General features: G+C 46.1%; 14 protein-coding genes. 11 read left to right on the plus strand and 3 right to left on the minus strand.

What is annotated here, in order from left to right:
* Nucleotides 1-33 precede the first annotated feature (33 nt).
* From THIAE_RS00400 to gorA, 11 genes are all read left to right on the plus strand, one after another.
* Complete coding sequence (locus tag THIAE_RS00400) at nucleotides 34-666, plus strand: penicillin-binding protein activator LpoB (protein ID WP_006459678.1); 633 nt, start codon at nucleotides 34-36, stop codon at nucleotides 664-666.
* Nucleotides 667-867 (plus strand): hypothetical protein, encoded by a 201-nt coding sequence (locus THIAE_RS00405; RefSeq protein WP_006459677.1) that lies wholly within the window; start codon nucleotides 667-669, stop codon nucleotides 865-867. It abuts the gene before it with no gap.
* A gap of 29 nt (nucleotides 868-896) precedes the next feature.
* Complete coding sequence (locus THIAE_RS00410) at nucleotides 897-1475, plus strand: YfaZ family outer membrane protein (protein ID WP_006459676.1); 579 nt, start codon at nucleotides 897-899, stop codon at nucleotides 1473-1475.
* 79 nt (nucleotides 1476-1554) lie between these two features.
* Entirely contained in the window at nucleotides 1555-2877 is a 1323-nt protein-coding gene (locus tag THIAE_RS00415; protein ID WP_006459675.1) for an NAD(P)/FAD-dependent oxidoreductase, read from the plus strand.
* A 6-nt stretch (nucleotides 2878-2883) separates the two neighbouring features.
* Complete coding sequence (locus THIAE_RS00420; RefSeq protein ID WP_006459674.1) at nucleotides 2884-3222, plus strand: hypothetical protein; 339 nt, start codon at nucleotides 2884-2886, stop codon at nucleotides 3220-3222.
* 79 nt (nucleotides 3223-3301) lie between these two features.
* Nucleotides 3302-4066, plus strand: coding sequence for a competence/damage-inducible protein A (locus THIAE_RS00425; protein WP_006459673.1), 765 nt, complete (start codon nucleotides 3302-3304; stop codon nucleotides 4064-4066).
* On the plus strand, nucleotides 4063-5247 hold the full coding sequence (locus THIAE_RS00430; protein WP_006459672.1) for a BaiN/RdsA family NAD(P)/FAD-dependent oxidoreductase: 1185 nt from the start codon (nucleotides 4063-4065) through the stop codon (nucleotides 5245-5247). Before THIAE_RS00425 ends, THIAE_RS00430 begins: the two co-directional genes overlap by 4 nt.
* A gap of 25 nt (nucleotides 5248-5272) precedes the next feature.
* Nucleotides 5273-5722: a hypothetical protein gene (locus tag THIAE_RS00435; RefSeq protein ID WP_006459671.1), complete on the plus strand. Its 450-nt coding sequence runs from the start codon at nucleotides 5273-5275 to the stop codon at nucleotides 5720-5722.
* Nucleotides 5723-5831: 109 nt separating this feature from the next.
* Nucleotides 5832-6446, plus strand: a complete 615-nt coding sequence (locus tag THIAE_RS00440) for an OmpA family protein (RefSeq protein ID WP_006459670.1) — start codon at nucleotides 5832-5834, stop codon at nucleotides 6444-6446.
* A gap of 148 nt (nucleotides 6447-6594) precedes the next feature.
* Entirely contained in the window at nucleotides 6595-7344 is a 750-nt protein-coding gene (locus tag THIAE_RS10985) for a glutathione peroxidase (protein ID WP_006459669.1), read from the plus strand.
* A gap of 114 nt (nucleotides 7345-7458) precedes the next feature.
* A complete protein-coding gene (gene gorA, locus THIAE_RS00450; RefSeq protein WP_006459668.1) occupies nucleotides 7459-8814 on the plus strand; it encodes a glutathione-disulfide reductase in 1356 nt (451 codons plus the stop codon).
* Between the two features lie 7 nt (nucleotides 8815-8821).
* On the opposite strand, the gene THIAE_RS00455 is transcribed toward gorA, so the two are convergent.
* From THIAE_RS00455 to THIAE_RS00465, 3 genes are read right to left on the minus strand one after another with little or no spacing between them, the layout of a single operon-like run.
* Nucleotides 8822-10033 carry a 3-deoxy-D-manno-octulosonic acid transferase gene (locus THIAE_RS00455; RefSeq protein WP_006459667.1) on the minus strand — a complete coding sequence of 404 codons (1212 nt, stop codon included), beginning with the start codon at nucleotides 10031-10033 and terminating at the stop codon, nucleotides 8822-8824.
* Between the two features lie 11 nt (nucleotides 10034-10044).
* On the minus strand, nucleotides 10045-10791 hold the full coding sequence (kdsB, locus tag THIAE_RS00460; RefSeq protein WP_006459666.1) for a 3-deoxy-manno-octulosonate cytidylyltransferase: 747 nt from the start codon (nucleotides 10789-10791) through the stop codon (nucleotides 10045-10047).
* Nucleotides 10791-11864, minus strand: coding sequence for an iron-containing alcohol dehydrogenase family protein (locus tag THIAE_RS00465; RefSeq protein WP_006459665.1), 1074 nt, complete (start codon nucleotides 11862-11864; stop codon nucleotides 10791-10793). Before THIAE_RS00465 ends, kdsB begins: the two co-directional genes overlap by 1 nt.

Genomic DNA, 11864 nt, shown 5'->3' on the forward strand with positions numbered 1-11864 from the left:
CATTAACTTAATCACCTTTGTGGAGGTCGTAAAATGAAACAGACAGGAACATGGTCCCCCCTTACGCGAGCAGGTCTGTTGCTGGGTGTGTTAGCCCTGGGACTAGGCATTCAGGGTTGTGCTGGCACGAAGGTCGAACGCGTCGATGCTGCAGAAGAAATCGCCCTAACTGATCAATGGAATGCAACCGATTCTCGCTTGGTTGCGGATTCAATGATTGATGACATGCTGAGCTTTCCTTGGATTGAGCGTTTCCAAACTGAAACCGGTCAAATACGTCCGGTGGTGATTATTCAAACGATTGACAATCGCTCTCACCAACAAATTCCGGTAGAGACCTTCGTCAATGACTTACGTCGGGCCGGTATTCGTTCTGGTCGGGTTGATTTTGTCGCGGCGGCAGATCAGCGTGGTGAAATCCGTGAAGAGCGTACAGAGCAACAACAGTTCTCTCGTCCTGATACCGCCAAGCCGTTTGGTGAGGAAATTGGCGCTGATTTTGCTTTAAGCGGCACGATTACTTCGATTGTTGATCAGTTAAATAATCGTCGTGTGACTTTTTATCAAACGGACTTAGTGTTGATTGACCTCAAGACCAACCGTCAAGTTTGGGCCGGTCAAAACAAAATTCAGAAAATTCAACAACGTTCACGGTTTGGATTTTAAATGTTTTTTATTAAATCGCTTATTTGGACCGCGCTGATTGTGCTCTGGATTGCCGCTATTTTGTTTGATTGGGGTCCCGTACGAGATTATTCAATAATCGTCCTCGAAGCGCTCATTAGTTGGGTCGAGCAGTTGAGTAATTTTGGTGATTGGATCACTGCTCAATTTCAACAGTCACAAGATGCGTCAATACAGCCTTAAATTTATGATGGTAATTACAAGGAGTTAAAATGAAAAAGATTTTTCAGGTCTTAGCAACCTCTGCTTTAGTCAGTGCCAGCATTCCGTTTGCCGTGCAAGCTAATGAGATGGGGGTCAATGCTCAAATTGCAAATGACTCGGCTAAATTTGGTGTTTTTAGCAGTGATGTATGGATGCAAGAAACCTATCGATTCGACCTAGGCTATCAATACAACAAGGACAAGGATTATGTTATTGATACCTCACTAGCCTATATTGGTAAAGGTGTATTAGACCCGAATTTGGATTTAGGCGTGAAGGGTAAGTTTGCTTATGCCAAGGCAAAGGATATCGATAAAGTAGGCACGGGGATTTTATTGGGCGTTCATGCCGCTTATTGGTTGCCAACTGCCACACCGACGAATGTGACGGTTGAATACTTGGTCGCTCCCGAAGTCCTAGCTTTTACGGATGCTGAAAATTTGAATGAGCTGTCTGTTCGCGCCAATATTCGTTTGCTCCGTAATCTACAAGGCTTTGTTGGCTATCGCCGATTTGAAGTAGAGTATAAAGAAGCGAAAGTCAAGTTTGATGATGGCGCGCACATCGGTTTTGAATTGGCATTTTAATATTAGTATAATCTAATGTTGCTGTGTTGTTAGCCGGTTTAGTTAACAACACTTATTTGATTTCATAAAGGTTAGTAACATGTCTTCTCTATCGGTTCTTAGCGGACTTAATCGCCGCAAATTCCTGTTAAGCGGTGCGGCAGCTATGGCGGCTGTGGCTGGCTTGGGGGCTATTCCAGCGCGTGCAGCGAATACGCGCGCCAATATTGTCATTACCGGCGCGGGTGCGGCGGGGATTAGTTTGGCGAATCGTCTGACCAAAGCCTTACCTAATGCGAATATCACTATTGTTGATCGTCGTGAAACTCATTACTATTGGCCTGGCCTGACATTAGTAGCGACCGGCGCGTGGCAAAAAAGTAAAGTGCTTGAGCGTAATGCCAGATTTATACCCGCTAAGGTCAATTGGATCAAGGAAATGGCGGAAGTTTATGAGCCGGATAACAAACGTGTGATTACCGACACGGGTCGTGTAGTGGATTATGACTATTTGATCGTCGCAACCGGTGTTGAATATCATTATGACGCGATTGAAGGCATGGATGTTAATGCGATTGGTCAAAATGGCTTGGCGAGTGTTTACAATAGCCCGGATGCGGCAGCCCAAACCTGGGATGCGATTCGTAAGTATAGTGTAGAAGGCGGTAATGGCATTTTTACCCTACCAAGTACGCCGATTCGCTGTGCTGGGGCACCATTAAAAATGACGTTATTGACCTTAGATCGTTTGCGTCAGAATGGTGGTATGGATAAGGCGCAAATGAACTTTTATTCCGCGACAAACAATGTGTTTGGTTTGCCTTGGTTTAACCAGTTTGTGCTTGATCGTTATGAAGAAGCTGGTATGGATGTTAAATTCCGCACGGAGCTAACTGCAGTGGATATTGGTGCGCGTAAAGCGACCTTTACACAAGAAGATGGCAGTCAGTTCACCACAGATTATGATTTACTCCATGTGGTACCGCCTATGCGCGCTCCGCGTTCTGTGAGAGAGTCTAATCTTGCTTGGACTGAAGGGAATATGGCCGCCGGTGGTTGGTTAGCCGTTGATCGTGATACTTTACAACATAACACCTATCCTGAAGTATTTGGTTGCGGGGATGTCAATGGTACACCGCGTGGCAAAACGGCTGCAACGGTTAAGATGTCGGTTCCAATTGTGGTGCAAAACCTGATTTCAGTCATTGCGGGTGAGGAACCTGTTGCCAAATTTGATGGCTATACCTCATGCCCATTGTTAACGCGTTTTGGCGCGGCCATGTTAATTGAATTTGATTATGCCGGTAACTTAACACCGACCTATTCGTTTATTGATCCGAAACAAGAGTCGTGGTTTGCATGGATTATGAAAGATCAAATGCTTAAGCCCACTTATTTGCAAATGTTAAAAGGGAATGTGTAAAGGATTATGGAAGGTTTAAGTTTAGGTTTTTTTATGATGGTGGGTTATGCACAAGCTCACTGGTTAGTTATCACGTTATTTCTGATAGGTGCACTGGTGTTAAATGCTTATGCGATGCTTAAATTAGGTGGTCTAATTAGGGTGGCGGCTTTAAGAGTGACATTAATGGCAGGAGCGGTTGTGGCCACCCTGTTATTCTTAGCCATTCCTTACTTAACGGGCTCATCTTTTGCCTTTATGGGCTACTGGTTGGACTGGGCACTACTTATTTTTATGGCGGTAGGTTATGCTGTCGCAAGTTTAGTTTGGTTGCATCCTATTGTGCGTTTGGTGAAAGGCGTCTAAGCTGATTAGTATTTGGCGTCATTTAAGTAACGGCCACGGAAGTGGCCGTTTTTATATCGGATTTTAGCAGGGTTTAGTCATGGCAGGCATTGGCTTGGTGGTCATTGGCGACGAAATTCTCTCGGGAAAACGTCAAGATCGACATTTAGCGAATTTGAGTCGCTTGTTAAAAGCGCGAGGATTGGGGTTAAGTTGGGTGCGTTTTTTGGGTGATAATCCATACATTTTGCGCGAGCAACTCAGTCAAACCTTGGCGTCAGGCGATCAGGTGTTTTGTTGTGGCGGTATTGGTGGCACACCCGATGACCGCACGCGTCAGTGTGCAGCTCAAGCGATGAGCTTGCCATTGATGGTTCATGAAGAAGGACGTGCCATCCTTGAGCAGCTGTTTGGTGAACACACCTATCCTAACCGTATCAAAATGGTCGAGTTTCCAGAGGGTGCGCAGCTGATTCCAAACGCCTTCAATGGTGTGCCAGGTTTTTATTTGCAGAATCATTATTTTATGCCGGGTTTTCCACAAATGGCTGAGCCAATGATGGATTGGATACTGAGTCATCCACTGGCACATTTAGTGGGTCGGCATACTATTGAACAGGCGATTCGCTTGATTGATGGCAGTGAAGCGGATTGGATTGAGTTAATGGTAGAGCTAGAAACACACTATCCGACAGCGCGTATTTTTAGTCTGCCCCATTTTGATCAACAACGCCGCCGTTCAATTGAAATGGGTGTTGAGGCTGAACCAGCCTTGGCTGAACAGATCATTCAGCGCTTTAAGGATGAGGCTGATGCCCGTCAGCAGGCCTGGGTGCCTTTGGGGTCTCGGGAGCAAAATCCGTGACGCAGTTGCATTACGATGTGGTGATTATTGGTGCCGGCGCCGCAGGGATGGTGTGTGCAATTCAAGCGGGCTATCGAGGTTTAAACGTGCTATTGCTTGACCATGCGCCTAAGCCTGGTGCCAAGATTCGGATTTCAGGTGGCGGAAAATGCAATTTCACCAACCGACGCGTTGAACCGAAGCACTTTATTTGCGCTAATCCGCACTTTGTTAAATCAGCCTTAGCACGTTATCAACCTGAAGCATTTATTGAGTGGGTGGAACGACACAATATCGCCTATGAAGAGCGGGATAATGGCCAGCTGTTTACGCTGGAGGGTGCAGGCCAGATTGTGGCGATGTTGCGAACAGAGTTAGATTGGGCGGGTGTTGAATTACAACTAAATTGTGATGTCGTAGCGGTGATTAAACAGCATGAAACCTGGTCAATAAGTACGTCACAAGGGCAGTTAACCAGTGCCAAATTAGTGGTTGCAACGGGAGGTCTGTCATATCCAAAGCTACGCGCCAGTGATTTTGGGATGAAACTGGCTAAGCAATATGGTCTGGAGGTTATTCCTTCACGTCCTGGTTTAGTGCCGTTACAAATGCCAGCGCGCCAGCGGGCCTGGTGGTCAGACTTAAGCGGTCTGAGTTTAGAGGTGGCGGTAACAGCGCAACGCGGGCCAAGGTTTGAAGGGGCGATGTTGATTACTCATCAGGGTTTAAGCGGGCCCTGTATTTTACAGGTCTCAAACTACTGGCAGCCAGGTGAGCCCATAAGTCTTAACTTGTTGCCTGACGTTAAAAATGTCGCTGAGTGGTTATTAGATTTGAAGCAAAACGCACAAAGTCTTTCCGGTGCACTCAAACAGCATTGGCCAAAGCGTCTGGTGCAGGCCTGGCAAACCAAGTTTGAATTTGATGATCATTTGGCTAACTATACCCAGCTTCGACTTGATCAGCTGGGCACAAGCCTAACTGCTTGGTCAATTTATCCGGATGATACGGCTGGTTACGCGAAGGCTGAGGTCAGTTTGGGTGGTGTATCTACCGATGAAGTGTCTTCAAAAACTTTCGAAACGCATAAGGTCTCTGGTTTGTATTTTATTGGTGAAGTCTTGGATGTTACAGGTCATCTAGGAGGTTTTAATTTTCAATGGGCGTGGGCATCGGCTCATGCCTGTGCACAGGATTTGTAGTATTTAAAAAGGTTTGAAGGGAAGCATGGCATTATTTAGCGCAGATACAACATTACGCGAACCATTTAGTCTTTTGGTCGGCAAGCTATTGTCTGAGGAGGGGATTAAGGCCGAAGATGTTTTTTTTCATGCCTTAGAGAGTGAGGCCGATGCGCAAATGAATTACTGGGTAGTGAGACTGCTAATAGAGCGCAAGGCGGTTGATCCCTTATTAGCTATTTCTCAAGATGCAGTGGGTGCAGCCGTTAAACCCTTACACGCAGCTTGTTTATTACATAATATTGGCGCTTTAGCGGCTCTACTTGATATTAAAGCCTATGAGGCAAGTCCGCTAGGAAAAGATTACCTCGCCGCACTGCGTATTTGTCAAAAACAAGGCTTTGACCAGGGGGCAGGACTTATGATGGCACATGCAAAAAAATTGGATTTTTTGGATGCACTTTTGATGACTTTACAGGGTTTAAAGCCGCATTAAAAACGTGATAAAAAATGGGTAAGTTGCGATATAAATGCTTTTTTTATCACAGTCTTATGCTAGAATTTTGTTAAAGAAAATTAATAACCTCGTTTCTAGGAGAAACACCATGAAATTAAAATTAACCGGCGTTGCAATTGCAAGCTTATTAGCTATGAGCATGAACGCTCATTCAGGCGATATTCATCATAATGGCTCACCAGCCTATGTGATTAACTCAGAAGGTAACATTGTTCGTACCACTTGGGGTGGTTGCGTACGTAGTATCCACTGGTCTAAAGAAACGGCTATTGCTAAGTGTGAAGGCTGGGAAGAACAGGTTGCAGATAAGGGTGCATCAGTTGCACCAGCTCCTGCGCCAGCGCCAGCACCTGTAGCGGTATCTTCAGCGCCTGAAAAAATTGTTGGTTTGTTCAGTTTTGATCGTGCTGACCTAGATTCAAAAGATTTTGAGCGCTTAGAACGTTTTGCCGCATTTTTAAATGCTAACCCTAACGAGCGTGCAGTTGTTCATGGTCATACTTGCACTATTGGTACACCTGCTTACAACTTAGCTTTGTCTGAGCGTCGTGCTAATGCTGCAAAAGCATATTTATTAAATCAAGGCGTGCCTGCAGATCGTATTGAAACAGTTGCATTTGGTTTAACCCAACCAGCAGCGAGTAACGATACTGAAGCAGGCCGCATTCAAAACCGTCGTTTTGAATTAATGCTAGCTGAATAAGTTAGTTTGCAACCAATCGCCTAGGGGCGATAGTTTTTAACTATCGCCCCTATTTTTATAATTAATTATGCAAAAAATAATTCTCGCTATAATTGCTTATAACTTAATAAGTTAAATTTATTGTCTATCGTTAACTAGGAGTAAAGCTATGGCATTAGTCAACAAAGAAGGTCAGAAAGTTCCAAACGTAACCTTTCCTACGCGTCAGAACGGCGAATGGGTTAATGTGACTTCAGATGAGTTATTTAAGGGTAAAACGGTGATTTTGTTCGCACTTCCTGGTGCGTTTACTCCTACCTGTTCATCAACCCACTTACCACGTTACAATGAGTTAGCACCGGTTTTCTTTAAAAATGGTGTGGATAGTATTGTGTGCTTATCTGTTAACGATACCTTCGTTATGAACGAATGGGCCCGTGATCAAGAAGCTGATAACGTCATTTTGCTACCTGATGGCAATGGTGAGTTCTCTGAAGGCATGGGTATGTTGGTTGATAAAAACAACCTAGGCTTTGGTAAGCGTTCATGGCGCTACTCGATGTTAGTCAAAGATGGTGTTGTTGAAAAAATGTTCATCGAGCCAGAAGTAGAGGGCGATCCATTTGAAGTATCTGATGCCGATACAATGTTACATTACATCAACCCTAATGCGGCTAAGCCACCTGTTGCAACCATTTTCACCAAAATCGGTTGCCCATTCTGTGCTAAAGCTAAAGCGGCATTAGAAGATGCGGGCATCAAGTACGAAGAAATTATGATTAGCAACAGTGGTTTAACGTCTCGCACCTTGCGCGCTGTAGCAAATCGCGACACCGTACCGCAAGTATTTATCGAAGGCCAGCACATTGGTGGTTCCGATGATTTAGAAGTTTACTTGGCAAAACAAAAAACCGCATAATTTCGGCCGTTTTGTTAATAACTAAGTAACAAGCAGGGAGTAAAACCTCATATTAGGGTTTTGCTCCCTGTTTCATTTCTAGCCTTTAATAGATAGGCGCTATAAGGATAATAGATGAAATACGATTATGATTTGATTGCGATTGGTGGCGGTAGCGGCGGTTTGTCGGTAGTTGAACGCGCAGCTGAATACGGTAAAAAATGTGCGGTAGTTGAAGCTAAAAAACTGGGTGGCACTTGTGTCAATATCGGTTGTGTGCCTAAAAAAGTTATGTGGTTTGGTGCGCACATTGCGGAAGCGCTGCGTGATGCGCCTGATTATGGATTTGATCTTGATGTTAAAGGATTTTCGTGGGCCAAGTTAGTCGAGCAGCGTGAAACTTATATTAAAAATATCAACACCTGGTTTGGTGGCTACATGGAAAAACTGGGTGTCGATGTACTACAAGGCTGGGGTCGGTTTGTTGATGCCAATACCATTGAAGTTGATGGTAAACGTTATACAGCTGAGGTGATTGTGATTAGTCCTGGTGGTGTACCGGATATTCCACAAGAAACCGAAGGGGCGGAATTGGGCCTGACTTCAGATGGTTTTTTTGCGTTAACCACACAGCCTAAAAAAGTCGCGGTTATTGGCAGTGGCTATATTGCGGTTGAATTGGCTGGTGTATTTCAAGCCTTAGGTACAGATGTCAGTTTATTGAGTCGTAAAGACTTGGTGCTGCGCGGTTTTGATGACATGATTCGTGAAACCCTAACAGACGCGATGATTGAAAGCGGTATCCACAAGGAATACCATTTCCGAGTTAAAAAACTAGAACGTGTCGCTGATGGTACGATTACCGTGATCAGTGAGGATGGCCAATGTCTGACTGGTTTTGACGAGGTGGTCTGGGCAGTGGGTCGCCGTAATTTGCTTGAGCCTTTGGCGCTTGAAAATGTCGGCATTGAACCAACTAATCGCGGCACCATTGAGGTGGATTCTTGCCACCATACAGGTGTGGCGAATATCTATGCCATCGGTGATGTAACCGGTCAACCCCAATTGACCCCAGTGGCGATCCGAGCTGGACGTTTCTTGGCCGAGCGTTTATACAATGGTAAGCCTCATTTAAAGCTAGATCTACATGCGGTGCCAACGGTCATTTTCTCGCACCCTCCGGTTGGTACGGTGGGCTTAGCGGAGCATGACGCGCGTAAAGCCTATGGTCATGATAATGTAAAAGTTTATACCTCGGTATTTACCCCAATGCGTTATGCCTTTACGCAACACCAAATCAAAACCGCTTTAAAGCTGGTGGTATATGGGCCTGAGGAGCGAGTGGTCGGCATTCATATTGTGGGTGATGGTGCTGATGAAATGTTGCAAGGTTTTGCGGTTGCCGTGCAAATGAACGCGCGTAAATCAGATTTAGATGCAACGATCGCGATTCATCCGAGCTCAGCAGAAGAGCTGGTGACGATGCGTTAAGCTTGAGTTAACGGCCTAGCGCAAGTCGGTAGGCCGTTAACACATCCGGTTGTTGCGCAATAAGTTGGGCTGCGCGAGTGCCATAACGCTCGCGCAACGTAGCGTTAGTCAGTAGCTGATTAAGTCGCTGTTGCAGTTTTTCATAATTAGGGCAAATAATCAGCCCACCTTCCTGTTCAAACAAGGTCGCTTCAGGCGCAAAGTCACGATTATCAGGGCCGGTTAGAATGCATCGTCCGTACGCAGCGGCCTCTAAAAAGTTATGCCCTCCTTTCGTTACAAAAGATCCTCCCATAACGACGATTTTGGCATGTTCAAACCAAACTAATAGCTGACCAAATCGATGCTCAATACACACCAGGCCTGGTGGCGGTGTTGCGGGGAGTGCGTCAGCCAAACAGACCATAGCACCGTGTTGCTGCAGGGTTTTAAACAAGCGTTGCGCGTGATGTGGATGGCGGGGTGCCACAACCAATAATTCGGTGCGACCCAAGGCTAACCAATGTTCAATCAAGGCGATATCCTCACCTTGATGCGTTGAGGCCATAACGACGTAGTCTGCACTAGTCGGTGTCGGTTGATGTCGAGGCTGTTGAAGGTTACTGAGTTTTAGATTACCCACTACCTGTATTTTGTCAGCGCCAGCACCTAGGTTGATAAAATCTTCTTTATCAGTAGGGTGACGTACCATGATGATATCGCAGGCATTAAAGCAGGCCTGGTAAGCCTGTTTGAGCCAGGCTGGTGCTCGCAGGCTTTTGGCTGAAAGGCGACCGTTAATTAAATGAATGGTCAGGCCTGCTTTTTTGGCGGTTTGATATAAATTAGGCCAAAGTTCCGTTTCTACTACCCACAGCGCTTGCGGTTGCGCTTGAGCTAAAAAGCGCTGAATAGCACTGGGATAGTCGAGGGGTAAATAAGCGAGTTGAAGCAGTGGATGGCTAATCGACTGCGCAGCACGCATTCCGGTAGGGGTATTGCAGGTGATAAGCCAGGCCTGCTCAGGTTCAGCTTGGATTAATGGCGTGACTAGACGAACCTCGCCCACTGAGGCACAGTGAATCCAAATAGGTTGAGCAGGCCTGCTGGTGAAGCGGTAGTCAAAGCCTAACCGCTGAAAAATAAAGCGCCAGCCCCCTTGTCGCTTAACCGCCTCCCAAGCTAGCCAAATGAGTAGCAGCGGTGCGATTAAGCGAATAAGCAGTTGGTAGCGCCACATCCGAACAGGACCTAATGACCCGATAACAACAAGGCTTCCATGATCTCTAGATCACCCGGCACATCAACCTCGGGGGAATCGTAGCGACTTTCAACCACCTTGATTTTATGCCCCTGCTCCAATACGCGCAATTGCTCTAACTTTTCAATATCCTCTAAACGACCCAGTGGCCAGCGCGCATATTGATCGACAAAAGACTTGGTGTAAGCATAGACGCCAAGATGCTTGTAGGAGTCGTGATCCCAATAATCACGGCCATGCGGGATGGTTGCACGTGAAAAGTACAGCGCAAAGCCATGAATGTCGGTGACCAGTTTGACATCTTTAGGGCTGGTGATTTCGGCTTCGTTGATGATTTTGAATGAGAGAGTGCTCATCGCAAATGAGCCATCATAATCGGCTGATTTAAACGGCGCAATCACCGACTCAATCGACTCGTGATGCACTAACGGCTGATCACCCTGTACATTGACGATCAAACAATCATCGGGCAAATTCAATGCCGCTGCGGCGGCCGCAATACGGTCAGTGCCTGATGCCGCTTCTAACGGTGTCATCACCACATCACCGCCAAAGTCACGCACCACGCTTGCAATGCGTTCATCATCGGTTGCTACATAGACACCGGCTAAGCCCTCTGCTTTAGCAATCCGCTCATAAACATGCTGAATCATCGGTTTGCCGGCAATCAGTTTTAACGGTTTGCCCGGCAGTCGTGAGCTGCCGTAACGCGCGGGAATAAAAACGACCGTTTGCATTACATCTTCTCAAATAATGAGCGTAATAACGCCGGGGTGACATGCTGCTGCCAGTCTGGGCCATAGACGTTATCCCATAAAGGGGCGAGGCCTGAGGATACCCGAATCATTTTTTGCATATCATCTTCCGACATGCCTTTGGTGATACCTTTTGGCAGAGTGATATTGTGTTTTTTCATCATTTCGCGGAATTCGCGTACGCCTTCAGGATAAAACTCATCTAAGACATCCATTACAATGCAGTTGCCGATACCGTGGTGATAGCCTAAAACATAGGACAAGCCGTAAGATAAGGCGTGACACGCGCCGACTTGGCTATAGGCGATGCTTTGGCCGCCCATGTAAGACGCCATCATCAGCTTTTCATCTGCATCAGGATGGTCATCTAAATAAACTTCGCGGCACAGATCGAGCGATTTTTCGCCAAAGGCGCGAGCAAATTCATTGATATAGGTGCCATTTAGCGCTTCAATCCCGTGGATGTAGCAATCCATGCCGGTATAAAACCACTGATCAGTAGGCACACCCTTAATTAAATCAGGGTCCATGATAATTTGATCAAATACCGTATAGTCAGAGTTCATGCCCAGTTTTTTGTCAGGGCCAGTCAGTACCGTAGTACGTGATGCTTCTGCTCCGGTGCCGGAAAGTGTTGGAATCCCGACATGATGTACGGCTGGGTTTTTAATTAAATCCCAGCCTTGATAAGACGCCGACCCACCTTCGTTGGTGAGCATTAACGAAATGGCTTTAGCAAGGTCAAGAGTTGAACCACCGCCTAAACCAACCACTGATACCGGATTATTGCCTTTACCAAATTTTTGTACTTCGATAGTTAGGGCATCCACATAGGTGGTTTTGGGTTCGTCAGTGACATCGACCCATAAAATCATATCTTGGGGTAGTGCCGGAATACGACCTTCAAGTGGCTTGCCTTTATGCACGCTATCGACTGCAAACACCACAAAGTCTTGATCAGTTTGGCGTTGTTCGGCGAGGACATCATCAAGCTGCTCAAATGAGCCACGGCCAAAAATCATACGTGGCACGGTTTTAAAATTACGAAATTTCAT

Origin of the sequence: Thiomicrospira aerophila AL3, from assembly GCF_000227665.2 — a bacterium.
Classification (GTDB): Bacteria; Pseudomonadota; Gammaproteobacteria; order Thiomicrospirales; family Thiomicrospiraceae; genus Thiomicrospira; species Thiomicrospira aerophila.

Coding starts and splice junctions, on each gene's coding strand:
- THIAE_RS00440 (WP_006459670.1), top strand. CDS start 5,832: ATGAAATTAAAATTAACCGGCGTTGCAATTGCAAGCTTATTAGCTATG.
- THIAE_RS00400 (WP_006459678.1), top strand. CDS start 34: ATGAAACAGACAGGAACATGGTCCCCCCTTACGCGAGCAGGTCTGTTG.
- THIAE_RS00415 (WP_006459675.1), top strand. CDS start 1,555: ATGTCTTCTCTATCGGTTCTTAGCGGACTTAATCGCCGCAAATTCCTG.
- THIAE_RS00455 (WP_006459667.1), bottom strand. CDS start 10,033: ATGTGGCGCTACCAACTGCTTATTCGCTTAATCGCACCGCTGCTACTC.
- THIAE_RS00425 (WP_006459673.1), top strand. CDS start 3,302: ATGGCAGGCATTGGCTTGGTGGTCATTGGCGACGAAATTCTCTCGGGA.
- THIAE_RS00420 (WP_006459674.1), top strand. CDS start 2,884: ATGGAAGGTTTAAGTTTAGGTTTTTTTATGATGGTGGGTTATGCACAA.
- THIAE_RS00465 (WP_006459665.1), bottom strand. CDS start 11,864: ATGAAATTTCGTAATTTTAAAACCGTGCCACGTATGATTTTTGGCCGT.
- THIAE_RS10985 (WP_006459669.1), top strand. CDS start 6,595: ATGGCATTAGTCAACAAAGAAGGTCAGAAAGTTCCAAACGTAACCTTT.
- THIAE_RS00435 (WP_006459671.1), top strand. CDS start 5,273: ATGGCATTATTTAGCGCAGATACAACATTACGCGAACCATTTAGTCTT.
- THIAE_RS00405 (WP_006459677.1), top strand. CDS start 667: ATGTTTTTTATTAAATCGCTTATTTGGACCGCGCTGATTGTGCTCTGG.
- gorA (WP_006459668.1), top strand. CDS start 7,459: ATGAAATACGATTATGATTTGATTGCGATTGGTGGCGGTAGCGGCGGT.
- THIAE_RS00410 (WP_006459676.1), top strand. CDS start 897: ATGAAAAAGATTTTTCAGGTCTTAGCAACCTCTGCTTTAGTCAGTGCC.
- kdsB (WP_006459666.1), bottom strand. CDS start 10,791: ATGCAAACGGTCGTTTTTATTCCCGCGCGTTACGGCAGCTCACGACTG.